This is a genomic window from Kitasatospora sp. NPDC033851, from assembly GCF_055576085.1.
The window spans coordinates 146,736-171,001 of sequence record NZ_JBVIRL010000011.1; the positions used below are offsets into that span (position 1 = coordinate 146,736).

Here is a 24,266-nt window from a genome sequence, read left to right on the forward strand (position 1 = left end):
GCCCGTCAGAGCCGCTCGGGCACCGGGTTGCCGACGGCCTCGATGGCGCGGCGGACCGGGACCTTGACGAGCACCGCGAAGCCGATCACGAAGAACACCAGCAGCGAGATGATCGCCGACCGGTAGCTGCCGGTGAGCTGGTACGCGAGGCCGAACACCAGCGGTCCCATCCAGCTGGTGCCGCGGTCGCTGACCTTGTAGACGCTGAAGTACTCGGCCTCCCGCCCGGCCGGGATGAGGTGGGAGAAGAGCGAGCGGGAGAGTGCCTGGCTGCCGCCGAGCACCAGGCCGATCATGCAGGCCAGGGCGTAGAACCAGGCGGGCTGGTGGGCGGGCATGAAGTACCCGAGGGCGAGGGTGACGACCCAGCCGACGAGGGAGCCGAGGATGGTCCGCTTGGCGCCGTACCGCTGGGCGATCCGGCCGAGCAGCAGGGCGCCGCAGATCGCCACGACCTGGACCAGGAGCACGGCGGTGACCAGCGAGGTCTGTTCCATGCCGAGTTCCTCGCTGCCGTAGAGCGAGGCCTGGGAGACGACGGTCTGGATGCCGTCGTTGTAGCAGAGGAAGGCGGCGAGGTAGAGCAGCGTGAGCGGGTGCTTGCGCATGCCCTTGAGGGTGCGGCCAAGTTCGCGCAGACTGCCCGCGGCGGGCTCGTCGGCCTTCTCGGCGGCCCTGGCCGCGGCCCGTTCGGGTGTCACCCCGGCCCGGGAGGGCAGCCGCAGCAGCGGGACGATCGTGAACAGCGCCCACCACAGCCCGGCCGAGGCCAGGCAGATCCGCACGGCGGTGCCGGAGGACAGGCCGAGCGCGTCGTGGCCCTCGAACAGCGCCAGGTTGGCGATCAGCAGCAGCCCGCCGCCCGCGTAGCCGTACGCCCAACCCTTGGAGGAGACCGCGTCGCGCTCGTTCGGGGCGGCGAGGCCGGGGAGGTAGGCGTAGGACAGTGCAACCGACACCGCGTACGCGATGTTGGCGACGACCAGCAGCGCGCCGCCGAGCAGGTAGCGGTCGCCGTCGAGGAAGAACATGCCCATGGTGGCGAGCGCGCCGACGTACGCGAAGCCGCACATCAGCTCCTTGTGCCGCCCGGTGCGGTCCGCGACCGTGCCGGTGAGCAGCATCACCGCGACCGAGAGCAGCACGGAGAAGGAGACCGTGTACGGGAAGTACGAGCCCGCGCGTATCGACAGGCCGAGCGGGTGCACGTCGCCGGACGCGTCGGCGGCGTTCTTGGCCACCGTGGTGAGGTACGGCCCGAGGAACACCGTCAGGACGGTCGCCGAGAAGGCGGCGTTGGCCCAGTCGTTGATGTACCAGCCGAACTGCATCCGCCGCAGCGCCTGTCCGGCGGTGGCGGTGGCGGCGGTGGCGGCCGTGGCGGCGGTGGCGGTTGCCGGGGAATCGGCCTGGCCGGCTGCCGGGGCACCTGCCTGGCCGGTCGCCGGGGCGGTCGGTGGATCGTCCGGCGGGTGCGTCGCGGAGTTCGTGGTGCTCATGGGGTCCCCATCACCGTGCTGGAGCCGGTACTGCCGTCCGTCCAGCAGCCGCGCTCGCCGAGGACGTCCCGCAGGACGTCGATGCGATCGGCCATGATGCCATCCACACCGAGGTCGAGGAGAGCCCTGATCCGTGTGGGATCGTCCACAGTCCAGACGTGGACCTGCAGGCCGAGGCGGTGGGCGGCCCGGACGAAGGCCCGGTCGACCACCCGCACGCCCCGGTGCCGCTCGGGCACCTGCGCGCACACTCCGGCGAACGGCGCCCCGCGCCCCCGCACCAGCGGCCCGGCGAGCGAGCGCAGCCGCAGCCGGGCCACCTCGCGCGGGCCGAGCGAGGTGGCCAGCCGGGGGCCGGCGGCGGCGCGGACGGCGGCCAGCCGGCTGTCGGAGAAGCCGCCGACGCAGACCCGGTCCCAGGCGTCGGTCCGGCGGACCGCCTCGACCAGCGGCGCGATGGCCGGCACCGCCTTGACGTCGATGTTGAAGCGGGCCTCGGGGAACGCACCGAGCAGGTCCTCCAGCAGTGGCACCGGCTCGGTCCCCCCGATCCGGGCCTGCCTGACGCTCTCCCAGGGCAGCTCCGCCACCGCCCCCGTGCGGTCGGTGACCCGGTCGAGCCGGGAGTCGTGGAACGCCACCAGGACGCCGTCCCGGGTGGCGTGCACATCCGTCTCCAGGTAGCGGTACCCGAGCGCGACGGCGGCCTCGAAGGCCGCCAGCGAGTTCTCGGGATGCCCGAGGTCGCCGCCCCGGTGTGCGAAGGCCAGCGGCCCCGGATGGTCGAGGAAGGCGTGCATGTCGTGCTCCGAGCTGCTGGAAGAGGAGGCCGCGCCGCCCGCTCCACCGCCGTCCCGGGCCGCGCGCGTTACAGTATTACGCACCCTGTCAAGCAGTAATGCCCGCCCGCTCCTGCCCGCCTCGGAGCGGCGCTCGAGGCGCTTTACGGACAGTTCGCGGCCTGACCGATCCCTTGCTGGCCCGCCAATATGGTGCTGGACATGACAGGGTGTCGGATGGGGCCGCCTTCGACGCCGGAGGTCGTGCAGGAATCAACATTTCGGGCGTATTTCAAGCCCTTCGATCGGCCGGATGTCTTTATCTTGTGACCCCCGCCACAGTTCGACGTGCAGTCATGCTTTCCGCGGCGAAGTGTTTGTGGCCGAAACAATGCGCAGTGGCTTGATCTCGCCTGACTATTCGTCAGAAGTTCGGATTTGATGGCAGTGTGTGTTTAGCCGTACCACCTTCTGACCTGGTGCACATCGATCGTGTACACGATGACGAATGGCTGAACTGTGCGCATGACCCGTTCGGATCGCAACGAAGCGACCACGCGGACCCGCCTCGCTGGCGAAAAGCTCACCATCCAGGAGTTCTCCCAGCTCGCCGGCAACGTCGGCGGCTACCCCTATGTGAAGATCGTTTTCGACCGCACCGACGAGGTGCTCCACTTCATCGACAGCGCGGACGGAACTCTCCACGTCCGCTACATCGCGTGCGAGATACTCGGCATGTCGATCGACGAACTCGCCCGCGTGCTTGATTCGTTCAATGACGATGTCTACCGGAATCCGGGCCGCCGTTTCTATCTCGGCACCCTCGCCCTGCACACCCGCAGCGGAACGCAGGAGAGCAGTACGCAGCAGAGCAGTACGCAGGAGAACAGCCGAGCAGTCGGCCCCTTCCTGTCCCTGGAGACCGTCGACGTCGACACCATGTCCCAGGACATGCTGCGCTTCTTCTACCACCGGGTGCGCGACCACATCGACCCGTCGCTGCCGCTGCTCCTCAAGCCGGCCAACCACCGGCAGGAGGGCTACGTCGCCGGGATCCCGGAGACCGAGATACCGCGCGTCCTGTCCCACGAGCTCTACTCGACGGCCGCGTTCGTGCCGCTGAACACCGGGGAGGCCCACGGGCGGCTGCGGGTGTTCCGCTCGGAGGAGGAGTACCGGGCCGACGCCGAGCCGCTGCGGTGGCACGACATCGTGGTGATGCCCCGGGTCCCGGAGGACGTCCCCCGGGTGTCCGGCATCATCCACACCGAGCACACCACCCCGCTCTCCCACATCAACGTGATGGCCACCGGGTGGCGGATCCCCAATTCGGTCGGCATCGGAGCGGCCGACCGGATCGAACGGGCCGGGCTCGCCGGCGAATGGGTCCGCTACCGGGTCGACGCCGACGGCACCGACCTCCACCTCGAACCCGCGCCACCGCGCCCCGACGGCGACCGGCCGACGCCGGCGCCGCAGGCCGAACGCGTCACCGTGGACCGGCCCGACCTCACGCCCACCCCCATCACCCCGCTGACCGAACTGCGCGCGGGCGACCACGTCCGGTTCGGCACCAAGGCCGCGAACCTCGGCGAACTCACCCACCTGCTGCAGCACGGCTCACCGCGCTGGCTCGGCTTCTACCGCGTGCCGCGCCCGCCCCGGGACAACCTGCTGCGCTACCTCGCCCGGCAACTCGGCCTCCCGGAGGACGCGGACGACACCGAACTGACCGAGTCGGCGCTACGCCTGGTCAAGGAGCACGCCCAGGTGCCGCGCGGCATCGTGCTGCCGTTCTCCCTCCAGCAGCGCTTCCTCGACTCCTCGACGGAGCTCCGGAACGCCCTCGACCGGCTCGACTCCGCGCTCCGGCACGGTACTTCGGCGGCCGACGAGCTGTGCCTCGAGGCGCAGCGGCTGATCCGCACCACCCCGCTGCCCGACCCGATCCGCACCGAGATCGACCGGGCGCTCGACCGGCACCTGTACGGCGCATCCGAGCTCGTCGTCCGCAGTTCCTCCAACGCCGAGGACCTGTCCGGCTTCTCCGCCGCCGGACTCTACGAGTCGGTCGCGCACGTCAGCGGCACGGACGCGGTCCTCGACGCGGTCCGGGAGGTGTGGGCCTCGCTGGTGTCGCCGCGCGCCGTACGGCTGCGGCACCAGGCGGGCATCCCGCTGGACCACTGCCGGATGGCGGTGGTCGTCCAGGAGCAGGTCGGCGCCACCGTCGGCGGCGTCCTCGTCACCTGCAACCCGCTGAGCCCGCAGGACTTCCGCAGCGTCTACCTCAACATCTCGCCGCGCTCGGTGACCGAGGTGGTCACCGGCGAGGGCGCCCCGCTCCAGTACCTCTGCAACACCATGGAGGGCGGCAGCCGTACGGTCTCGCTGGGCACCGCCGCCACCGACCTGGACGCCGCGACCAAGGACCTCGTGGGCCGGCTCGCCCTGATCAGCCGGCTGCTGCAGTCGCACTTCTCGCCCGACGAGAGCTACGCCGACCCGGTCGACATCGAGTGGGCGATCGAGGGCGACCAGATCAACCTGCTGCAGCTGCGCCCCTTCCACACCGCCGGCTGACACCGCCGGCTTGACACCGGCCGCGAACGACGCGGCCGTGCGCGATGCGGCCGCGAACGACGCCGCCGTGTGCGGCGCGGCCGTGCGCGACCACGCGCGACGCCACGGCCGCGCCGCGCGACGGCGCCGGCCGAGCGCGCCCCGGGCCGGACACCGCCCCGGGCCGAGTGAACTTCCCTCAGGAGAAAGCACGTTGAACCGGATCCTGTACGTCTACGTCAAGGGCGGAGCCCCGCTCGAGTACGCCTTCCCACGCATCGCCGCCTGCGGGGAACTGCACGTCCTCGCGCTGGCGCCGCTGCCCACCACCGCCGAGGAGGTGTGGCGGCCCAGCTGTACCGGCATCGAAACGGTGGCCGAGGCGCCGCGCGGCGACGAACTGGTCGAACTGATCGTGGAGCACGCGAAGGCCATCGGGGCCGACGCGGTGCTCACGCTCTCGGAGTTCGCGGTGCTGGCCGTCGCGCACGCCGCCAGACGGCTCGGCCTGGCCGGCGCGGGCGAGGGGATCGTCCGCGCCCGGGACAAGCGGCTGATGCGGGAGGCGTGGGCCGCCGCCGGGGTGCCGATCCCCGGGTTCCGCCGGGTCGACAGCCTCGCGGACCTGGACGCCGCGCTCGCCGAGTTCACGCCCCCGCTGCTGCTCAAGCCGGCCTGGGGCGCCGGCTCGGTCGCCCAGATCGTGCTGGAGTCGGCCGCGGACGCCGCCCCCGCGTGGGGCGAGATCGAGCGCGGACTCCAGGCCGGCAGCCGAGTCGGCATGAACGAGCTCTACGCCCCGGACACCGACCGGGACCGGCTGGTCGAGGAGATCGCCCAGGGCTCCACCGACGGCTGGTACGAGAAGCCCGGCTACGGCGACTACGTGAGCGTGGAGGGGATCGTCGCGGACGGCGTCTACCGTCCGCTGGCCATCACCGCCAAACTGCCGACCGTCCCCTCCTTCGTCGAGGTGGCCAGCACCTCGCCCTCCGTCATGGCGGTACCGCTGCAGCGCCGGATCGAGGAGGTCTCGCGGCAGGCCGTCGACGCGCTCGGGCTGGAGAACTGCGGCACCCACACCGAGCTCAAGCTGATGAAGGACGGCGAGCTGGTGGTCATCGAGACCGCGGCCCGCTTCGGCGGACTGCTGACGACCCGGCAGGTCCACGAGGTGTTCGGGTTCGACCCGATCGGCATGCTGGTCCGGCAGCTGCTGGGCGAGCGGGTCGACTACCCCGAGGCCATGCCCACCGACGGGATCCGGGCCGCCGCCTCGGTGGCCGTCGTCCCGGCCGACGCGTCCGGAGTGCCCTGGCGCACCCGGCCGGTCTGGAACCCGCAGGCCGTGGACTGGCAGAGCCTGCTGTCCCCGGGCAGCACCATCGAAGCCGTCCCCGCCTTCGCCATGCCGGCCGGACAGCCGGTACCCGCCTTCGACCCCTTCGCGGGGTCGCGCAACTGGCTCGGGGTCTACCTGCTCAGCGCCGTCGACGCCGACACCCTGCAGCGCGACTGCAACGCGGTGCTGAACGGCATGGAAGCCGCCCTGCACCGCGCCGCCGGCTGATCCCGATCGTCACTTACCGAGGTTCTTCGATGCGTGTACTGTTCGCCGGCGCACCCGGCGTCGGCCATCTCTTCCCGCTGGTCCCGCTGGCCCGGGCGATGCGCGAACTCGGCCACGAGGTCGCGGTGGCCTCGATGGACGGCGGCGAGCCGGTCGCCGCGTCCGGGCTGCCGTACCTGCCACTCGCCCCGGGCGTGGACTGGCGCCGGGAGATCCGGGAGGCCGGCCGCACCCGGCGGCCCGACCTGATGCGGCGGGTCGTCGAGACCAACGCGGCCGACCGCGAGGCCTTCGTCCCGCTGGCCGCCCACGTCAACAGCACGGTGGCCGACGCCACCGTCGAACTCGCCGCGCAGTGGCGGCCGGACCTGGTGGTCTACGAGTACCTGTTCCCGGTGGCCCTCCTCGCGGCGACCACCCTGGGCGTGCCCGCCGTCCAACACGACCTGGGCTTCGTCCGCACCCCCAGGCTGCGCGAACTGATGCTCGCGGAGATGACGGACACCTTCACCCGGCACGGAGCTGACCCGCTGCCCCAGCCGGCCGCCACCCTCGACCTCGCCCCGCCGAGCACGGCCGGCGACGAACGGTACGGCTGCACGCTGCGGCCCGTCGCCTACAACGGTGAAGGCGCCCTCCCCGAAACCCTGGCCGCACCCGCCCACCGCCCGCGCGTCGCCGTCACGCTCGGCACCGTACCGCCCAAGACCGACGGCCTGACCAGGATCGAGCGGGTGATCGCGGCTGCCGCCGACGTCGACGCCGACTTCGTCCTGGCCACCGGCGAACTCGACCTCGCCGCCCTCGGCACCCTGCCCGACAACGTCCACCCGTACGGCTGGGTGCCCTGGCGGGCCCTGCTCGACACCTGCGCCGCCGCGATCCACCACGGCGGCAGCGGCACCGCACTCGCCGCCCTCGACGCGGGCATCCCGCAACTCGCCCTGCCCGACGGCTCCGACCGCTACATCAACGCCCACGCGGTCCGCGACCGCGGCGCCGGCCTCAGCGCGGGCGCCGAGGAGATCGGCCCGGCCCTGCTGAACCGCCTCCTCACCGACACCGCCCTGGCCGGGACGGCCCGCGAGGTCAGCGCCGAAATCGCGGCGATGCCGAGCCCGGCCGCGGTGGCGCAACGGCTCGCGGGCATCGCGGGCACCGCGGGCGTGGCGGGCGTCGCGGGCTGAGAGCACCCGGCGGGGTCCTCCCTGCGAGGACCCCGCCACCCGCTACGTCCCGCTCAGCCCGCTGCCGGCACGGGAACTCCGCTTCCTGGGAGGTCGGGTGACGTCCCCTCGGGGCGTCACCCGAGCACGCGCACTCGAGAACGGACGGGGGCCCTCAGGACTGGTCCCAGGCCTCGATCGTCAACAGCCGGTCGGCCGGGCACGCGGCGATCCGCTCCGGATGCGTCTCCACGGTGAGGACCCGGGAGAACGGCCCGGTACCGGCGCCGGGCACCGTGCCGGCGGTGAGCAGGGGCAGGACGTGTTCGGCGCGGGCGCTGTAGCGGTTCGGGTAGCCGCCGCGCAGCAGCTGCTCGGCCTGGCCCGCGGCCACCAGCTCCTGGACCCAGTCGAGCCCTGCCACCCCGATCTCCCACTTCGCGAGGAGGGCCGCACCGCGCTCCTCACGGGCGGCGTGGTCGTATTCCTGAGGCCCCAGTTCCGTGATGCCGATCCACCAGCCGAGCATGGTCCGTTTCCTCCCCCGTCGACGGCACTGCTGCGGAAGCCTACCGGCGCAGCCGCTGGGCTCGTCAGGCGACCAGGTCGGGCAGCCGGGCCTCCCACGGGTGGTGCGGCGCTCCTTCCGGCAGGTCGCGGCCGAGGGTGAGGAGTGCCTCCGGCGGAATTCCGTAGGTCAGGACCCGGTCGGCGTCCCTGGTGTGCTGGACGGCGGCGTCCAGCACACCAGGGAAGCGCGTCTGGGTGCAGGTGCGCCGTTGGACGGCGGTGACCCAGGCCAGGGCCATGCCGATGCCCGCATAGGCGCGGGCGCGTCCGTCGGGCCAGGTCGGGTCGAGGGCGTGGCCGTGCTCGTCGGCGCACCAGGCGTGGCGGGAGACGGTGCCGTCGTCCTCGATCACGTAGCCCTCGACGTACGCCAGGGCGGGTGATCTACCGGCGATGCGCGACGCGTTGGGGAAGCAGGCGCCGCCGTTGCCTCGGCGGGGCATGCCGGTCGGCCAGGGGGACGGGGTCTGGAGGCGCCCCTGGGCGAGGACCACGGCCTCGGCGGTCAGCGCGCCGCGCGAGGCCCTCGCCCGCAGCGCGCCGACAAGGACCTGCTCGTGGCGGGAGGTTCCGGCGTTCACGGTGGAGGACACGCTGGTCAGTCTTCTCAACACCCATGGGCGGCGCGAGAAGTACTACGCCATCCGATGCCCGGGCCGCCCTACACCTCGCCGAGGAACCCGGGGTCGCACGGCCCCAGGCGGCGCGCGAAGTCGGCCGCCACCCCGAGGACTTCGCGCATCGGAACCGCTCGCCGGGACGTGGCGGACGGGTCCGTCTGCGCCTCCTCCGACCACAGGAACGGGAACACCGCGATCCCCTGGGACAGGGCGAGTTCCTCGGCCTCCGCGCGCCAGCCGGGCCAGCGCAGGGCGTCGTAGAAGGCCTCCGGGTGGCCCGAGAGGAGCCAGGAGACCCACGCGGAGTGGCCCATGTCCAGGGCCTCCCACTCCAGCGTGTCCGGGGCGAAGTAGGTCATCTGCCCCGGCAGCCCCGGGCGGCCCGCGGCGGCCGGATCGTGGCCGTTGAGCGCGAAGACGCCGCCCACGACGTCATGACCGACGACCAGGCCGGCGGCCGGCTGCCAGGCCGGGTCGAACGCGGCGGGGAAGCGGTTGACCCGTCCCAGGCTCGGCAGGCCGCCGTCCGCGGCCGGGCCGCCGCCGAAGACACGCACCCAGCCGTGGTCCAGGAGCAGCCCGCCGGTGTTCAGTACCAGGGCGCCGAGCGTGGAGCGTGCCGTGACCTGCAACTGCAGCAGACAGCGGCGCCCCTCCTCGCGGTCGGCGGGCAGCACCCGGGCGGACACCTGGCCCGCCGCGAGCACCTCCGCCAGCTCCGGCCACGCCGGATCGTCCACTTCGGTCAGTTCGTCGATCGCGCGCATCCGAGGATGATCGCACCGCCGCCGGTCGCCCCGCCGGGCAGGGTCACGGATGGCGGGTTCGCCCCGGCGGCCGACGGTGACCTCGGGCGGGGTGGCGTGTGGGCGGGGTGCCAACTGCCCTCCCTTCAGGGGCTTCCGGCTTCCGCTGACGACGCCCTGTCAGCGCCCTGCTGGTGGCGTGCCGGTGCTGTGAGCGGGCTGTCCGTGTCCTGTGGGTGGCCCGCCACAGGCTGGTTCACGGCAGCATCACCGACCCACGGGAGGTCCACCGTGCCGAACAGCACCGTGTCGAGCGACACCGTGTCGAGCGACACCGTGTCGAGCGACACCGCTTCGAACAGCACCGTGTCGAGCAACAGCGCGTTGAGCAACACCGTGTCGAACAGCAGCGCGCGCCGGGCCTCGGTCCTGGTCTCCGGCGGCGGGATCGCCGGTACCGCACTGGCCTACTGGCTGGAGCGCTACGGCTTCCGCGTCACCCTCGTCGAGCGCGCACCGGCGCTGCGCGGCGGCGGCCAGGCGGTGGACATCCGCGGCAACGCCCTGGAGGTCGTCGAGCGGATGGGCCTGCTGAAGGAGGTCCGGGCCCGGACGACCGGTCTGCGCGGGATGTCGGTGGTCGACGGGGACGGGCGTGAGCTGAGCCGTACCACCGAGTGGACGGCCAGTGGCGGCCCGGTCGGCGGCCCCGACGTGGAGATCCTGCGGGACGAACTCGCGGAGCTGATCGCGGGAGCGGCCGGACCGGGCGTCGAGTACCGGTTCGACGACTCGATCGACACCCTCGTGCAGTACGGGGACGGCGTCCAGGTCCGGTTCCGCAGCGGCACCGAGCAGTCCTTCGACCTGGTCGTGGGCGCCGACGGCCTGCACTCGAACACCCGCCGTCTCGTCTTCGGCCCCGAAGCCGACTACCTGCACCCCATCGGCACGTACGTCGCCGGCTGGAGCGTTCCCAACCACCTCGGCCTCGACCGCTGGGAGGTCATCCAGCAGTCCGACACCGGCTGGGACTGCCTGGTGATGACCGTCCGAGACAACACCGAGCTGCGGGTCTTCGCCGGCTTCGCCTCCGACGAACCGCTCGACCGCATGCTGCCGCGCGACCGCGCCGCGCAGCGCCGGGTGGTCGCCGAGCGCTGCGCCCACCTGGGCTGGGAGATGCCGCGATTCCTCCGGGGGATGTGGGAGACGGAGGCCTTCCACTACGACGTCGTCGCCCAGATCCGGATGGACCGCTGGTCCAACGACCGTGTCGCCCTGCTCGGCGACGCAGGCTACTGCTGCTCCCCGTTCACCGGCCAGGGCACCAGCGTGGCCCTGACCGCCGCCTACGTCCTGGCCGGGGAACTGCACACGGCGGACGGCGACCACCGGACCGCCTACCCCGCCTACGAGCGGCGGCTGCGCGACCACGTGGCGGCCAACCAGGCCATCCTCGAACTGACCGCCACCCTCTACGGAGGCGACGGCGCGTCCGCCGTGGGCGGGCCGGGTTTCGACCGGCCCGGGCCGGAGATGGACGCGGCCTTCCGTGCCGCCACGGTCTTCGACCTGCCCGACTACTGAGGGACCATGAGGGGAGGAGGGCCACTGCGTGCGGAGAGGCCACGAACAGGGACGGGCCACCGAACGGGGACGGGCCACCGAACGGGGACGGGCCACCGCTCAGCCTTCGAACGGGTCCTCCAGCACCGGGACGCACGGCGACAGCAGCGGCTCGGTGTGCTCGGTGACCCGGCCGCGGACCATCCTGAGGACACGGATGTCGTTCTCGTGAGCGCGGTCCTCGTCGTCGCGCACGTGCAGCAGGCCGTACGACCCGGGCGCGCGCTCGCCGACCTCGCGGAAGAGGTCGAGGATGTCCGGGTTCCGGTGGTTCGGTTGGCCGCCGAGGTGGAGGAAGAGCACGCCGTTCATCCACCGCAGGTCGAGGAGGTACGGGTCGGCGAGTTCGTCGATCCGGCGCTGGATGCCGTCGGCGATCTCCCGCAGGCGGGCGTCGACGAGAGTGATGTCGTCGTCCTCGGCTTCGGCCGTTTCCAGGACGTTGATCCACCCGTGGTACTCGAACATGGTGCGGCAGTCTATTCGCCGCCGACCGCCGGCAGCCCGCCGCGGTCGAGCAGCGCATGGAGGCGTTCGGCGGACAGGGCCGGGTTGGCGGACGCGCCCTCGACGAGGTCCGGGTCGGCCGACTCCGACGCCTCCGGAAGCGAATCGCCCAGGATCGATGCGTCCGGGATCGATGCGTCCAGGAACGACGCGTTCAGGATCGACTCGACCAGGTCGAGGGGCAGGAGCGGGTTCGCCGCCGCGGCCCGTCGGACGCGCGGATCCGGGTCGGCCAGGTGCCGGACGGGCGGCTGCGCGAGGCCGGTGTCGGCGGCGGCCAGGGCGCGGACCTCGGCGTCCTCGTGGTCGAGGAGGTGCGTGAGCCCGGTGCGGGGGAGCCGGGACAGGGTGAGCAGGTAGGGGCGCTGCCGGGGTGTGGCGATGAAGGCGTCGAGGACGGTCGCGGGCGGGGCCAGCGGGTGGTTGTAGGCCAGGAGGTGGCGCACGTCCGGGTCGGCGTCCTCGGCCAGACGGTGCACCAGCTCCTGCGGCAGCCGCGCGCAGGTCGCGGCGACCCGCCGGAGGACCGGTTCCGGGGAGACCGCGCACGCCTCGTACCAGCTCGTCTCCGGCTCCTGGAACATCTCGCGGACCGGGCCGACCTGCTCGGCCGGCCGGCCGATGACCCGGTCGATGGCGCGTCGCTCCGGCCAGGTGCGGGGGAGCGGGTGCAGCACGGCCCGGATCCGTACGGTGTCCTCCGGATCCTGCGCCAACTCGGCGAGCAGCGCCGGGTCCGTGTCGGCCCGGGCGGCGACACGCGCGCGCACCTCCGGATCGGGTTCGCGGGCGAGGCGGGGGAGGAACTCGACGGGCGTGTAGGGGTTCTGGGCCAGCGACTGCAGGTCACGGCCCGCCGCGAGGCACCGTTGCGCCATCGCGGGGGAGACGGCGTAGTTGAAGAGGATCATGTTCCGGCCATGGCAGTCGCGGTCCGGCAGGTCCGCTTCCATCGCCTCCGGGTCCAGATTCCGGCTGCTCAGGCGCGCGGCCTCGGCCACGGCGGGCACCGGGTCGGCCAGCAGCGCGTCGCGCTGCTCGGTGGTGAGCGACAGCCACAGGCCGACGGCCTTCGCCCGCAGCTCGGGGTTCGGGTGACGAATCAGCCCGCGCCGGAAGGACTGCGGGATCTGCTCGGAGCACACCAGCTCGGTGGCGATCTCGGCGGCGGTCAGCAGCTGGTCCGGGCGGTCGTCGTCCCGCGCGGTCATCAGGGCTTCCAACACGTCGTCGGGCAGTGCCTCGAGGGCGCCGAACCGTGGACGCGGTCCGCCTGCCAGCCTTTCGCGGACCAGCGCGTCGGGATCGTCGACGAGCCGGCCGCGCTGCGCGGGCGCCACGTACCGGTTGCGGGCGAACGCGACGCGCACCGCCCGCTGGGGGTGCACGAGCACCGCCTCGACGACCTCCGCCGGAAGGGCGCGTCCCTCGCACAGGACCGTCCACGCCGAGCGCGCCGACGGGTCCAGCAGGCGCAGCAGGACTCCGGACGGCGCACCCGGGTTGGCCGCGACGCCGCGCAGCCGGGCCTCGGCGAGAGGGGAGGCTGAAGGAGCGGGGTCCGTACGGGGGGAGGAGGGCATGGGGGGCATTCTGTCAGCGATCAGCACCGACTCACACTGGAGAGTGACCCGATGACGGACCCGATGACGCACCCGAGCCGGAACCCGGACTCGGGAGAACTCCGACTGACCTCCCGCTGACGTCTCGCCGGCCTCCGGCTGACCTCCCCCTGCGGGCGGGGTGCCCGGTCTTCCGCATCGTCGGCAGCTGACACGCCGCGCGCCCTTCCCGGGGCGGGCTCGTTACCCATGTGAGGCCCCCTCGACGACGAGCACCGGAGGTTCCCCATGACGGGCGAGCACGATCACGAGCACGAGTGCGAGTGCGGACACGACCACGAGCCGTTGCCCCCGTACCGCAGCTACAGCTGGGACGCGGAGAACGGCGCTGTCCACCTGGCCTTCTACCCGGGCGAGGAGGAGGCCGACGAGGAGCGCAAGGCCCGGTTCCGCGAAATGGGCGCCCGGATGCTGGCCGAACTGATGGCGGAGCAGGAGGCGGAGCACACACCGCCGCGGCCCGCCCTGACGCTGATCCGCGGCGAGGACCCGTCCTGAACACAGCCCGCTGCCGCCCCCTCGACACCCTCGCCCGTAACCGGCCGCTTCGGGGGTGTGAGGGAGTCAGGCCGTCGGCACCAGGTAGCGGAGCTTGCCGCCGTCCGTGCCGGTGAGGCGGCCCCCGTTGGCCTCGATCACGTGCCGGGACGCGGGGTTCGCCTCGTCGCAGGTCAGCAGCGCCTCCGTGATGCCGAGTGTGGCGGCGACCGGCAGGGCGGCGGCGAGCATCGTGGTCGCGTGCCCCTTGCGCCGGGCGCCCGGCCGCACGTCGTAGCCGATGTGGCCGCCGACCCGCGCCAGGTTCGGGGTCAGCCGGTGCCGGATCGCGATCCTGCCCAGTAGCTCGTCGGCGTCGGCCCACCACAGCGTCGTCATCGGCACACCCGCGTCCCGGCGTGCGCCGGCCTCGGTGCGTTCGGCGAGCACCCGGGCGACGTAGGTGCCGAAAGCGGTGGTGTCGGTCAACGCCGACGGGTCGACATCGGTGACGAACCACGGGAGGGGGTGGCCGCGATCCGCGCGGTACTCGGCCACCGCCGCGAGGAACGACGCCCGCAACCGGACGGTGGGATCGATCAGCTCGGGCGCTCCCCGAGCCCCTGCCACGGCCATCAGCCTTCCTTCCCGGCCCCGTCGGCCGCCGACTTCCACTCCTCGAACACCCGGAGGCGCAGCCGGGAGCCGCTGAAGTCCGCGAACCAGAGGAGCCACGTGTTCCGCGCGGTCAGGGCGGTGCGGGCCGTCCGGTACCAGTCCTCGCGGTCGAGGAGCGAGAAGTGGGCGGCGAGGATCGCGTCGCGCTCTGCCTCGGTGCAGCCGGAGTACTCGGCGGATTCGGCGGCCAGGTGCAGTGCCGGCGCGGCGACGAGGCAGTAGCGCTCGACGGTCGGCGGCAGGTCGCCGGCGTGGCGGGCTTGGGCTGCCAGGACGGTGGCGGCACGGGGGTAGCGCCGCAGGGTCATTCCCATGCCCGAGCTCCTTGAGAGGGTCCGGCCCCCGCCGGCCGCGTGGCCGCGGTCGGCGGGGGCAGTCGTCAGCCCTTGCCGCCGGCCTTCAGGACCTGGGCCGCCGCCACGCCGGCCGCGCTGTTGCCGTGGCCGCCGCCTTCGACCTCGGCGGCGACGGCGAGGTCGCCGCGGTAGGCGATGAACCAGCTGTTGGTGGCCTGGCTGCCGGCTTCGACGGTGCCGGTCTTGGCGCCGATCTGGCCGGACAGGCCGGACATCGGGGCGCGGGCGGTGCCCTGGGTGGCGGTCTTGGCCATCATCGTGCGCAGGTCGCGGGCGACGTCGGCGGGCAGCTTCCCGGGCGCCGTGGCGCGCTTGGCGTCCTCCCGCAGGACGGGCTGGCGGAACGTTCCGCTCTGCACGGTGGCGGCGACCGAGGCCATCAGCAGCGAGTTGACCTGGATCTGGCCCTGGCCGATGTACTCGGCGGCGGCCTCGTCCTTGCTGCCCGGCAGCGGGATGGTGGCGTCCCGGCTCGGGATGCCGATGTGCCATTCCAGGCCGAGGCCGAACTGGTCGCGGGCGACCTTGGTGAGCGTGCCGGGCTGCAGCTTCTCCAGGCCCTTGTCGATGAAGCCGGTGTTGCAGGAGTGGGTGAAGTCGTCGGTGAGCGTGTACGAGGGGAAGTCGCCGGGCTCGTCGTTGTGCCAGGCACGCGGGGAGTAGGTGGTGTCCTTGCACGGCGCCGGGGTGTCCGGGGACACCCCGGCCTCCAGCAGTGCGGCCGAGGTGATGACCTTCATCGTGGAGCCGGGCGGCTGGCCGCCCGCGACGGCGCGGTTGAACCCGCTCGGCGAGTAGGCCATCGCGAGGATGTGGCCGGTGCTCGGCTGGACGGCCACCAGCGAGGCCGGTTTGCCGCCCGCCGACTGCTGCTTGACGGCCTCCTCGGCGACCTGCTGGAGGTCGGCGTCGAGGGTGAGCTTGACCTGCGGCGCGCTCGGCGGGGTCAGCACGAACAGCTGCTCGGGATCCTTCCCGGAACCGCCCGAGAGCACGACGGCCCGTCCGGTGACGGCGGTCGCGCCGTCACCGGGCGCGATCTGGGGCAGCACGGCGTTCAGCGACGGGAAGCCCTCGAGCGGCTTGCCGTTGCGGTCGGTCGGCTTGGACACCGGGTCGGGCAGCGGCTTCACGGCGATCGTCCGGCCCGGGCCGAGGTGGGGGTGGATCACGGTCGGCGCCCAGTGGACGACGGCCCGGCCGTCCTGGGCGCGGACGACGCTGAGCGCGCTGTCGTACTCCCAGGCGCCCGTCGCGCCCTCGAACTCGGCCTTCACCCGGAAGCCGAGCGACGGCCCGCTCGGGGCGCCGGACGACGCCGGGCCTGCGCCGGACGGCGCCGCGCCCGTTCCGGTCAGTGCGAGTGAGCGGGCCGGCACGTTCTCGTGGAACACGGTCAGCGCGGCGCGGGCGGTGTCCGGCTGGTCGGTGAGGGCGGAGGCGGCCGTCATGTCCCCGCGGCCCCAGGCTGCCAGGAAGTCCTTCGCCACCGTCTCGGCCTGCGCGGCGGTCGGCGGCTCCTGCGGGGCCTTCGCCGCGCTGTCTGACCCCTGTTGGCCGCTTCCACCCGAGGACGCGCCGCCAGTCACGGCGTTCATCACGTTGTAGGCGCCGTACCCGCCGACCGCGAGCAGCGCGGCGAACACCCCGCCCGCCGCCACCAGCACGGCCCGCCGCGCGCCCGAGCGGCGCGGGGCTTCGTCCTCGTCCTCGTCCGCGCTCTCGAACCCGACCTGGTTCTCGTCGAGTTCGTCGTACCCGTCGTACCCGCCATACCCGTGGTACGCGGCGTGCCCGTCGTGCCGGTCGTGCCCGTCGGGCTCCTGTTCCTCGCGCATGTCTTCGTCCCCCCTGTGGACTTCGTGGTGCTTCGCGGTGCTTCGTGTCGCGCGGACCCGCCCCCTCCGGCTTCCGGTCCGCGGCCCGGCCGGTTCGTGCATCCGTTCGGGCGCGGACCAGCCTAAGCGGATCGGGGTGATCGGTCGACAGCGGGACGACCCGCCGGGCGCGGGTGCCTGGCGGGTCGTCCGGTACGGCGCTGGGGTGTCAGGCCCAGGGGTCGGTGAAGGAGCGGCCCGGGACGGGCTTGGCGATGAGGGCGATGGCGGTGAAGAAGTTGACCTGGCCGATGGCGATCATCAGGATGGCGAGGGACTTCTCGTCGTAGTGCTCGGAGGCCTCGGCGTACAGCGCGTCGGAGACGCGTTCGCCGTGCGGGTTGGGCTGGAGGGCGGCCTCGGCGAGGGCGAGCGCGGCGCGCTCGGGGGCGGTGAAGTACGGCGAGTCCTGCCAGGAGGCCACCGAGGTGATCCGCTCCTCGCTCTCGCCGGCCTTGCGGAGGAAGCCGGTGTGCAGGACGGTCAGGTAGGTGTTCCCGGCGATCTGGCCGGCGCGCAGCTGGACCAGGCTGATGGTGGCGCGGGGCACCGAGCGGTTGCCGGTGGCCTTGAACAACGCGGCCGAGACCTCGGCGAGTTCGGGGATGAGCTGGACCGGGTCCTGGGTCATGCGGGGGCGCTGCGGGATCTCGGTGGTGATCGATCGGGTGGTCGACATCGTGTTCCTCTCGGGAGCGGCGGGATCATCGTGATCGGTGCCGGCAGGGTGATCAGCGTCAGCAGGGTGATCGGCGCGATCGGGGTGATCGGTGCGATCAGCGGTGCTGTCACTGTCCCGACGGATCTCGACGCGGCGTTGTGACACCGAGGCCCGCGCACATTCCCGGGGCGGTCAGCGCAGGACCGCGGGCGTCGGCCCGGCCGGTCGTACGGTGATGCTGTAGGCGGCGCCCGTCGGTTTGGCGCGGAACTCCAACTCGCCCATCGGCAGCAGGAGTTCCAGCAGGGTGGTGGTCTCCCGGAGGGCGAACTGGGTGCCCAGGCAGGCGCGGGCGCCGAGGCCGAAGGGGAGGTAGGCGCCGAGGTGGCCGGGGCGGTCCGAGCCCGGGGCGAAGCGGGTCGGGTCGAAGCGCTCGGGGTCGGGCCACAGGGCCGGGTCGCGGTGGGTGAGGTACGGGCAGACCAGCACGTCCGTTCCGGCGGCGATGTGGTGGCCGGCGATGACGTCGTCCTCGACGGCGTGCCGGGGGAGCAGCCAGGCGGAGGGGTAGAGCCGCAGCGTCTCGCTCACCAGGGCCTGCGGGTCGGCTGTCCGGGCCTCGGGGTGGCGGTCGAGGAGCAGGAAGAGCCAGGTCAGGGTGGTGGCCGTGGTCTCGTGTCCGGCGACGAGCAGCGTGACGAGCTCGTCGCGGATCAACCGGTCGGTGTACTCGGGGAATTGCCCGCCCGCGTCCAGCAGGACCCGGAGCACGCCCGGCTCCTCCGCCGGACCGGCCGACCGCGCCGCCTCGATCGCGGCGTGCGCCACGGCGTCGACCAGCGCCAGGTCCTCGGCGACCGCGTCCCGGGCGTCCGTCGCGTCGGTCGGCAGTTTCGGCATGGCGGCCACCACCCGCTCCACCGCGCGGAGTTCGCGGTCCGTGCGATCGTCCAGCGGCAGCCCGGTGAGCGCCCGCCAGACCGTGTCCAGGGCGAAGCGGCGCATCTCCTCGCCCACGTCGAAGGTCTCCCCGCTGCGCCGGTACCCCTCCCAGCGCTCGGCGGTCCGGCGCGCCGCCGCCGCGATCCGCTGCTCGTACCTGCGCATCCCGGTGCCGGTGAACTGCGATTGCAGCAAGCGCCGTTGGCGCTTCCAGGCGTCCCCGGTGGCGGACAGCACGCCGTCCCCGACGAGCATCCGGGCGCGGTGCGAGCGCTTGACGTACCGGTCCGGGTGGCGGCCCAGGACGTGCTGCACCGCCGCCGCGTCGGTGACCAGGACGGTGGGCGTCGGGCCGAGCCGGAACGCGGCGACGCCGCCGACGCCGCGTTGCACCCGGGCCAGCAACTCGACGAGTTCGGCCTCCTCGGCCCGCCACTGCTCGACGGCCTCGGGGGCCAGCTCCGGTACCGGGCGGGTGTCCGTGCTCACGGGTGGGTTCCTTCCGGGTTGCTGCGGGCCTGCCGTCCTGCCACTCCGCTGACGGCCTGCTGACGGTTCGTCGGTTCAGACTCTATGCCAGGCCGAGGGCCGACCGGGTTGCGCCGACCGGGTGGCGGGCCGGGCCGGGGCCCGCGTGGCGGACCGCCCCGCCGTATGCGAACGGGTACCGTGCGGCGGGGCCAACCGGCCCTGCTCGCTGCGCGGATGGGAGAACGCATGCCCGGGACCCGGCACATCGGAGGCGGCAGGAGCGGTCGAGCGGCCCGGTGGCTGGCGGCCGTCCTGTTCGTACCGGCCCTGGTGGCCTGCGGCGGTGGTGGCGGCGACTCCGGCTCGGCGACCCAAGCCGGACAGAACGGCCAGACCACCGCTCAGGGGCAGCCGGACGACCAGCGGACCAGGGACACCGGGAACCAGGGCGGGTTCCGGACGGCCGGCGAGCCGTCGGCGAACGTCCAGGGCACGGACAACACCGCCCGGATCACGCTGTCCTTCACGGCGAAGACCAGCTTCCAGGCGACGGTCAGCAAGGTGGCGGACTGCGGCAGTTCGCGGTACGCCACCCATCCCGACTCGCAGCCGGTCCCGGTGACCGACGGTGTGGGCAAGGACGTCACGTTCACCCTTCCGGCCTGGCAGCCGGGCACGGAGAAGCGCACGATCTGCCTCACGGTGACGGTCGACGGCGCCAGCGAGCGGATCCAGGCCATGGGCACCGTGGCGATCATCACCCCCGACAACGGCGGCACCCCCGACAACGGCGGTACCCCGGACAACGGCGGTACCCCGGACAACGGCGGTACCCCGGACAACGGCGGTACCCCGGACAACGGCGGTGCCTCCACAGGCGCCGGGAGCAACCCCTGAGCCCTGCCGAGGAGGAGGCCCCGGCCGAGCCGAAGCAGCCGGAGGTCAAGCAGCCGGAGGTCAAGCCCTGGACCGACTGGATCGCCAAGCTCGCCACCTGGGTAGCCCCGACCACCCTCCTCACCGCGCTGCTCTTCTTCTTCGGCTACGCCTACACCAGTTCGCTCTACAGCTACTTCGGCATCGACGCCGGCACGATCGGCTTCGCCACCCAGGACCTGCTGCTGCGCAGTTCCCCCGCGCTCTACGTCCCGGCCGGGGTGGCGCTGTGCGGTGCGCTGCTCGGTGCGCTGGGCTACCACCTCGCGACCAGGGCGGTCGGCGGCGAGGGGGGCAGGGACGGGAGCGGCGTCCGAGCCCTCCGGTGGGTCTGCCTGGCCGTCACCGCGCTGGTCGTCCCGCTGCTGCTGTTCGGCCTCCTGGCCGGTTTCGAGGTGATCGACGCCGGCCCCATGGGCACCCCGCTGCTGATCGGCGGCGCGCTGCTGCTCGGGGTGCTGGCCCGGCTGATGTACGTGCGCGGCACCGGCGCGGACTACCCGCTGACCGGGGAGCGCGCGGCGCTGGGCATCAGCGTGGCGATCATCGTGCTCTGCTCGTACTGGGCGGTCGACGGCTACGCCCAGCAGAAGGGGACGGCGGACGCCGAGCAGCTCGCCCAGCACCTCTACCGGCGTCCGGCGGTCGTCCTCGACACCTCGGAGCGCCTGCACCTGGGGTGGGCGGGGGTGCGGGAGACGGTGCTGCCCGACGTGGAGCAGGGGGCGCGGTTCCGGTACCGCTACGAGGGCCTGCGGCTGCTGGCCCACTCCGGCGGCCGGATGTTCCTGATCCCGCGCGACTGGACCTGGGAGACCGGCAACGGGCTGATCCTGCCCTTCGACTCCTCCGTCCGGGTCGCCTTTCATCCCGGCTGAGGGCCCGGCCCCGCCCTCCCCGCACACGGCTGCGCCGCGGTCCGTCCCCCTCGACGGACCGCGGCGCAGCGGCTTCACAGGGCGTCAGGTGACGACGGCCTCAGGGCGCCGCCCCGGTCACACCGGCTGCCACAGGGCCGGGACGATCGGCGGCTCCCAGCCGACCTGGGCGGTGTGGCCCTGGAGGCAGACGTAGGTGACCCCGTTGTAGGTCACGGTGTCGCCCGCCTTGTACGTGGTGCCGGGCGTCCAGGTGCCGCCGGGGTTGGGGTTCCCGTTGCCCACGACCAGGGAGAAGCTGGTGCTGTGGTTGGCGGTGCCGGTCCCGGTGAGGGTGATGCTGTAGGTGCCGGCCGGGGTGGCGGTGGTGGTCGCGAGGGTGACCGTCGCGGAGCCGCCGGACTGCACCGAGGACGGGCTGAAGGCGACGGTGACGCCGGCCGGGGCGCCCGAGGCGGTCAGGTTGACGGTCTGGGCCGAACCGGAGGTGGTGGCGGTGGCGACCGTCGCCGTGGCGCTGTCACCGGGCTTGACGGTGGCGGTGGCCGGGTTCACCGCGAGGGAGAAGTCGTTGGCGGGCGTGCTGCCGCCGACCGAGGTCTTCCAGATGGTGTAGGCCACGCCGTCGGCGCTGCGGTTGAGCACCGTCGCGTCGACGTTGCTCGTGGTGTCGCAGGACTGGTGGTAGCAGGAGTCGTACGAACGGCCGCCCGTTCCGCCCCACTTGGCGGCCTGTGCCGAGGTCTTGACGGCGTCGGCGCCGGCCGCGTAGCCGGAGGTGGGGACGCCGGCCTGCTGGAAGGAGTAGTCGTCCGAGCGGCCCTGGCCCTCGACGTTCTCCTCGGGCTGGAGGTTGAGCGAGTCCCAGTAGGCCTTCATCGGCGCGGAGGCCGAGGAGGAGATGTTGTTGATGAAGTAGCCGGCGTTGGGGGAGCCGACCATGTCGAAGTTGTAGTAGGCCTTGATCGCGGAGCGCTGGCTCGAGCCGAGCTGGCCGACGTAGTACTGGGAGCCCTGGAGGCCCTGCTCCTCGCCGGTCCACCAGGCGAACCGGACGTGCCGGGTCAGCGACGGGTTCTGCTGGGCGAGCACCAGGGCGTTCTCCAGCAGGGTGGCCGAGCCGGAGCCGTTGTCGTTGATGCCGGGGCCGGCGCCGACGCTGTCCAGGTGGGCGCCGAACATGGTGACCTGGTCGGCGGGGCCGCCGGGCCAGTCGGCGATCAGGTTGTCGGACCGGTAGGTGCAGGAGGTGCACGTCTGCTCGCTGACGGTGTATCCGGCGGCCTGCAGTTTGGCCTTGAGGTAGGCCACCGACTGGCTGTGCCCGGCGGTGCCCGCCCGGCGGTTGCCGCCGTTCTGGTTGGCGATGCTGTTCAGCTGCGACAGGTGGGCCTGGACCTTGGCGACGTCGATGTCGGGTACGGGCCCGCCGGGGGTGCCTCCGCCGCCGACGGTCAGGGTGTACTGGGCGGTGTGGGTGGCCGGGCCGGCGGTGCCGGTGACGGTGATCACGTACGTCCCGGCCGGGGCGCCCGAGGAGGCCGACAGGGTCAGCGTGGCGGACGAACCGGTCTGCACGGACGAGGGGCTGACCGTCGCGGTGACCCCGGCGGGGGCGCCGGAGACGCTCAGGTTGACGGACTGCGCGGTGCCCGAGGTGAGGGCGGTGCCGACCGTCGCCGTGGTCGTGGAGCCGGGCTGGACCGAGCCGGACGCCGGGCCGAGCGACAGCGAGAAGTCGTTGGTGCCGGACGGCGTGCAGGTCGGGTCACCGCTCTGCGCGGGCACGCTGACCGCGTCCCAGGCGGCTTTGGCCCGGTTGAAGAAGGTACAGGACGGGTCCAGGTTCTTCGCCGCCGTCAGGGTGGCGGTGCGGTAGCGCTTGTAGGTCATGCCGCTGGTCTTGAGCAGCATGCCGCCGTAGAAGACCCGGCCGGCGTCCTTGATCCCGACGCCGGTGACCGTCGAGTTGTTGCAGGTCGGGCTGGTGGGCTTGCCGCCGCCCGGGTTGGAGCCCTCGGCCAGCAGGTAGAACCAGTGGTTCAGCGGACCGGCCGCCGCGTGCTCCTCGGTGTTCGGGATGGAGGAGGAGTAGCAGTTCGGGTCGTTGTTGACCTGCGAGGGGTTGGACATGTTGCGGATCGGCCCGCTGCCGACCAGGTTGATCATCTCGCCGACGGTGTAGTCCGGGCTGTCGTACGGCGCGGGCTCGTTGGCGTAGGCCTCGGTGAGGGCACCCATGATGTCGCCGGTGGCCTCGCCCAGGCCGGACTCGTTGTTGGCGCCGCCCGGGGTGTACTGGTCGATGCCGTGGCCGAACTCGTGGCCGACCACGTCGATGGAGGCGATCCACTCGTTGGCCTGGCTGTGGCCGATGGATATCGAGCTGCCGTCCCAGTAGGCGTTGACGTCGTTGAGGCCGACCTTCACCGGCCAGCTGCCGCCGTTGCCGTTGTGCCCGTTGCGACCCAGCCAGTCGCGGAGCATGTCCCATTCCTTCTGGGCCGCGAACATCGCGTCGCCGCAGCCGGTCTCCTTGGTGGACGGGCTGCCGTTGCCCCAGGAGTCGCCGGACTTGGAGAACACCTGGCCGGTGCTGTAGTCGGAGCAGGTCAGGCCGGGCCGGTTGGGGTCGCGCAGCGAGTACGAGCCGCCCGAGCCGGTGGTGCTGATGGTGACCGGGGCCGGGCCGTTCCACTTGCTGGTGACGGTGCCGGCGTGGACCTCGTCGTAGTGGTCGATGGCCTCGCCGGTCGCGGCGTCCACGAAGACGTGCAGCCGGCTCGGGGCGTTCCCCCGGTGGCCGCTCAGCACGGTCTCCCAGGCGAGCCGGCCGCCGCTGCCGTCCTTGACCCGGACGACCAGCCGGTTCGACGCCACGGCGTCCACGGCGGGCAGCTGGGTGCGGGCGGTCCTCTCCGCCTGGTCCGCGCCGATCCGCGGGGTGACGGAGCCGCCGACCGGGCCGGTGACGGCGGACTGCAGGCCGCGGACCTTGCCCTGCCCGTCGGCGAGCACCACCGCGTCGCCGCCGACCACCGGCAGGCCGCGGTAGCTGCGCTCGTACGCGACGGAGTAGAGGCCGCCGACCCAGGGGGTGACGGCCTTGCGTTCGTAGGTCTCGCCGGGGCCCTTGGCCAGGGCGTCCAGGCCGGCCGCGGCAGCGGCGTCGGCGGCGTTGACGGCGGCGGCCAGGGCGCTCGGCGGTGCCGGGGAGGGGGTGGGTGCGGCGGTGGCCGGCCCCGCGGTGGCGGCGATCAGGCCGGCCAGTACGGTCAGGGTGGTCGCCGTGGTGAGCAACCGGCCGGTGGAAACTCTGCGTTGCATCGAGGCTCCTCGCATGTGGGGGTCCTCGACCGCGGACGGCATGGGCTGGTGGTGCACCGCAGGCCGCGTCCGGGGGACGGCCGTGCGGGCCGTCCGCGCTCGGGTGCCCGAACCCTCACATGGCGTCATGCTCGGGTCAATGGATGGTGCGGGCGATGCATAGGGTTGGCAAATTCCGTCAAGCCCGCCGCTCGGCTTTGCGTCAAGCTGCGGTCTTCTTCGAGTGGTTGAGACCACGTCATGTACGGCGCGGGTGGCCATCGAGTACCGTCCTGGTCATCGGAGTCGCCGGAGTCGCCGGTGTCATCCGAGCCGTCGGAGCCGGCGGAGTCGTCGGAACCACTGGAATCGTCGGCGGGCCCCGCGATCGGCCGGGGACGGCGCCACGCCCCC

Annotated in this window: 21 protein-coding genes; 7 read left to right on the forward strand and 14 right to left on the reverse strand. The window is 72.8% G+C overall.

Annotation, left to right across the window (positions count from 1 at the left end):
* Positions 1–5: 5 nt before the first annotated feature.
* The gene (locus ACZ51D_RS22220; RefSeq protein ID WP_360499065.1) at positions 6–1,331 is read right to left on the reverse strand and encodes an MFS transporter; all 1,326 of its coding nucleotides are present in this window, start codon (positions 1,329–1,331) and stop codon (positions 6–8) included.
* A gap of 164 nt (positions 1,332–1,495) precedes the next feature.
* A complete protein-coding gene (locus ACZ51D_RS22225) occupies positions 1,496–2,299 on the reverse strand; it encodes a glycerophosphodiester phosphodiesterase (protein ID WP_465621280.1) in 804 nt (267 codons plus the stop codon).
* 504 nt (positions 2,300–2,803) lie between these two features.
* On the opposite strand from ACZ51D_RS22225, the gene ACZ51D_RS22230 reads away from it, so the two are divergent.
* From ACZ51D_RS22230 to ACZ51D_RS22240, 3 genes are all read left to right on the forward strand, one after another.
* Positions 2,804–4,861 carry a PEP/pyruvate-binding domain-containing protein gene (locus ACZ51D_RS22230; protein WP_465663352.1) on the forward strand — a complete coding sequence of 686 codons (2,058 nt, stop codon included), beginning with the start codon at positions 2,804–2,806 and terminating at the stop codon, positions 4,859–4,861.
* Positions 4,862–5,054: 193 nt separating this feature from the next.
* Complete coding sequence (locus ACZ51D_RS22235) at positions 5,055–6,410, forward strand: ATP-grasp domain-containing protein (protein WP_360498885.1); 1,356 nt, start codon at positions 5,055–5,057, stop codon at positions 6,408–6,410.
* A gap of 29 nt (positions 6,411–6,439) precedes the next feature.
* Positions 6,440–7,597 (forward strand): nucleotide disphospho-sugar-binding domain-containing protein, encoded by a 1,158-nt coding sequence (locus tag ACZ51D_RS22240; protein WP_465663353.1) that lies wholly within the window; start codon positions 6,440–6,442, stop codon positions 7,595–7,597.
* Between the two features lie 154 nt (positions 7,598–7,751).
* Here the strand turns inward: ACZ51D_RS22240 and ACZ51D_RS22245 are convergent, their stop codons facing one another.
* The 4 genes from ACZ51D_RS22245 to ACZ51D_RS22260 form a co-directional block, all read right to left on the reverse strand.
* A complete protein-coding gene (locus ACZ51D_RS22245) occupies positions 7,752–8,105 on the reverse strand; it encodes a hypothetical protein (RefSeq protein ID WP_465663354.1) in 354 nt (117 codons plus the stop codon).
* Between the two features lie 64 nt (positions 8,106–8,169).
* The gene (locus tag ACZ51D_RS22250) at positions 8,170–8,739 is read right to left on the reverse strand and encodes a hypothetical protein (RefSeq protein ID WP_360498890.1); all 570 of its coding nucleotides are present in this window, start codon (positions 8,737–8,739) and stop codon (positions 8,170–8,172) included.
* A 68-nt stretch (positions 8,740–8,807) separates the two neighbouring features.
* On the reverse strand, positions 8,808–9,533 hold the full coding sequence (locus ACZ51D_RS22255) for a DUF2625 family protein (RefSeq protein WP_465621288.1): 726 nt from the start codon (positions 9,531–9,533) through the stop codon (positions 8,808–8,810).
* Between the two features lie 125 nt (positions 9,534–9,658).
* A complete protein-coding gene (locus ACZ51D_RS22260; protein WP_465663355.1) occupies positions 9,659–9,907 on the reverse strand; it encodes a hypothetical protein in 249 nt (82 codons plus the stop codon).
* Between ACZ51D_RS22260 and ACZ51D_RS22265 the strand changes: the two genes are divergently transcribed.
* Positions 9,897–11,102 (forward strand): FAD-dependent monooxygenase, encoded by a 1,206-nt coding sequence (locus ACZ51D_RS22265; protein ID WP_465621292.1) that lies wholly within the window; start codon positions 9,897–9,899, stop codon positions 11,100–11,102. The genes ACZ51D_RS22260 and ACZ51D_RS22265 overlap by 11 nt on opposite strands.
* Positions 11,103–11,201: 99 nt before the next feature.
* Here ACZ51D_RS22265 and ACZ51D_RS22270 read toward each other — a convergent pair whose 3' ends face one another.
* Complete coding sequence (locus ACZ51D_RS22270; protein WP_465663356.1) at positions 11,202–11,609, reverse strand: Imm7 family immunity protein; 408 nt, start codon at positions 11,607–11,609, stop codon at positions 11,202–11,204.
* An 11-nt stretch (positions 11,610–11,620) separates the two neighbouring features.
* Positions 11,621–13,231: a hypothetical protein gene (locus ACZ51D_RS22275; RefSeq protein WP_465621296.1), complete on the reverse strand. Its 1,611-nt coding sequence runs from the start codon at positions 13,229–13,231 to the stop codon at positions 11,621–11,623.
* Positions 13,232–13,498: 267 nt separating this feature from the next.
* Between ACZ51D_RS22275 and ACZ51D_RS22280 the strand changes: the two genes are divergently transcribed.
* The gene (locus ACZ51D_RS22280; protein WP_465621298.1) at positions 13,499–13,768 is read left to right on the forward strand and encodes a hypothetical protein; all 270 of its coding nucleotides are present in this window, start codon (positions 13,499–13,501) and stop codon (positions 13,766–13,768) included.
* Between the two features lie 66 nt (positions 13,769–13,834).
* Here ACZ51D_RS22280 and ACZ51D_RS22285 read toward each other — a convergent pair whose 3' ends face one another.
* The 5 genes from ACZ51D_RS22285 to ACZ51D_RS22305 all read right to left on the reverse strand — a co-directional run bounded on the left by ACZ51D_RS22285 (position 13,835) and on the right by ACZ51D_RS22305 (position 18,750).
* Positions 13,835–14,383, reverse strand: coding sequence for a GNAT family N-acetyltransferase (locus ACZ51D_RS22285; RefSeq protein WP_465621300.1), 549 nt, complete (start codon positions 14,381–14,383; stop codon positions 13,835–13,837).
* Positions 14,383–14,739, reverse strand: a complete 357-nt coding sequence (locus ACZ51D_RS22290) for a hypothetical protein (protein ID WP_465621302.1) — start codon at positions 14,737–14,739, stop codon at positions 14,383–14,385. The genes ACZ51D_RS22285 and ACZ51D_RS22290 overlap by 1 nt, the downstream gene beginning before the upstream one ends.
* Positions 14,740–14,804: 65 nt before the next feature.
* On the reverse strand, positions 14,805–16,619 hold the full coding sequence (locus ACZ51D_RS22295; RefSeq protein ID WP_465621303.1) for a penicillin-binding transpeptidase domain-containing protein: 1,815 nt from the start codon (positions 16,617–16,619) through the stop codon (positions 14,805–14,807).
* 208 nt (positions 16,620–16,827) lie between these two features.
* Positions 16,828–17,337, reverse strand: coding sequence for a carboxymuconolactone decarboxylase family protein (locus ACZ51D_RS22300; RefSeq protein ID WP_465621305.1), 510 nt, complete (start codon positions 17,335–17,337; stop codon positions 16,828–16,830).
* A 174-nt stretch (positions 17,338–17,511) separates the two neighbouring features.
* A complete protein-coding gene (locus tag ACZ51D_RS22305) occupies positions 17,512–18,750 on the reverse strand; it encodes a cytochrome P450 (RefSeq protein WP_465621307.1) in 1,239 nt (412 codons plus the stop codon).
* A gap of 228 nt (positions 18,751–18,978) precedes the next feature.
* Here ACZ51D_RS22305 and ACZ51D_RS22310 point away from each other — a divergent pair, with 228 nt between their 5' ends.
* Together ACZ51D_RS22310 and ACZ51D_RS22315 are read left to right on the forward strand one after the other, a co-directional pair.
* Positions 18,979–19,629: a hypothetical protein gene (locus tag ACZ51D_RS22310; RefSeq protein WP_465621309.1), complete on the forward strand. Its 651-nt coding sequence runs from the start codon at positions 18,979–18,981 to the stop codon at positions 19,627–19,629.
* Positions 19,630–19,889: 260 nt separating this feature from the next.
* Entirely contained in the window at positions 19,890–20,546 is a 657-nt protein-coding gene (locus ACZ51D_RS22315; RefSeq protein WP_465621310.1) for a hypothetical protein, read from the forward strand.
* Positions 20,547–20,663: 117 nt separating this feature from the next.
* Here the strand turns inward: ACZ51D_RS22315 and ACZ51D_RS22320 are convergent, their stop codons facing one another.
* Positions 20,664–23,873, reverse strand: a complete 3,210-nt coding sequence (locus ACZ51D_RS22320; protein ID WP_465621312.1) for a M28 family peptidase — start codon at positions 23,871–23,873, stop codon at positions 20,664–20,666.
* Between the last annotated feature and the right edge of the window lie 393 nt (positions 23,874–24,266).

What these genes read in the sequence shown, in the direction of transcription:
- ACZ51D_RS22240 (WP_465663353.1), top strand. Translation starts at nt 6,440, where the DNA reads ATGCGTGTACTGTTCGCCGGCGCACCCGGCGTCGGCCATCTCTTCCCG.
- ACZ51D_RS22245 (WP_465663354.1), bottom strand. Translation starts at nt 8,105, where the DNA reads ATGCTCGGCTGGTGGATCGGCATCACGGAACTGGGGCCTCAGGAATAC.
- ACZ51D_RS22270 (WP_465663356.1), bottom strand. Translation starts at nt 11,609, where the DNA reads ATGTTCGAGTACCACGGGTGGATCAACGTCCTGGAAACGGCCGAAGCC.
- ACZ51D_RS22300 (WP_465621305.1), bottom strand. Translation starts at nt 17,337, where the DNA reads ATGTCGACCACCCGATCGATCACCACCGAGATCCCGCAGCGCCCCCGC.
- ACZ51D_RS22220 (WP_360499065.1), bottom strand. Translation starts at nt 1,331, where the DNA reads ATGCAGTTCGGCTGGTACATCAACGACTGGGCCAACGCCGCCTTCTCG.
- ACZ51D_RS22290 (WP_465621302.1), bottom strand. Translation starts at nt 14,739, where the DNA reads ATGGGAATGACCCTGCGGCGCTACCCCCGTGCCGCCACCGTCCTGGCA.
- ACZ51D_RS22320 (WP_465621312.1), bottom strand. Translation starts at nt 23,873, where the DNA reads ATGCAACGCAGAGTTTCCACCGGCCGGTTGCTCACCACGGCGACCACC.
- ACZ51D_RS22275 (WP_465621296.1), bottom strand. Translation starts at nt 13,231, where the DNA reads ATGCCCTCCTCCCCCCGTACGGACCCCGCTCCTTCAGCCTCCCCTCTC.
- ACZ51D_RS22230 (WP_465663352.1), top strand. Translation starts at nt 2,804, where the DNA reads ATGACCCGTTCGGATCGCAACGAAGCGACCACGCGGACCCGCCTCGCT.
- ACZ51D_RS22225 (WP_465621280.1), bottom strand. Translation starts at nt 2,299, where the DNA reads ATGCACGCCTTCCTCGACCATCCGGGGCCGCTGGCCTTCGCACACCGG.
- ACZ51D_RS22255 (WP_465621288.1), bottom strand. Translation starts at nt 9,533, where the DNA reads ATGCGCGCGATCGACGAACTGACCGAAGTGGACGATCCGGCGTGGCCG.
- ACZ51D_RS22295 (WP_465621303.1), bottom strand. Translation starts at nt 16,619, where the DNA reads ATGCGCGAGGAACAGGAGCCCGACGGGCACGACCGGCACGACGGGCAC.
- ACZ51D_RS22285 (WP_465621300.1), bottom strand. Translation starts at nt 14,383, where the DNA reads ATGGCCGTGGCAGGGGCTCGGGGAGCGCCCGAGCTGATCGATCCCACC.
- ACZ51D_RS22310 (WP_465621309.1), top strand. Translation starts at nt 18,979, where the DNA reads ATGCCCGGGACCCGGCACATCGGAGGCGGCAGGAGCGGTCGAGCGGCC.
- ACZ51D_RS22280 (WP_465621298.1), top strand. Translation starts at nt 13,499, where the DNA reads ATGACGGGCGAGCACGATCACGAGCACGAGTGCGAGTGCGGACACGAC.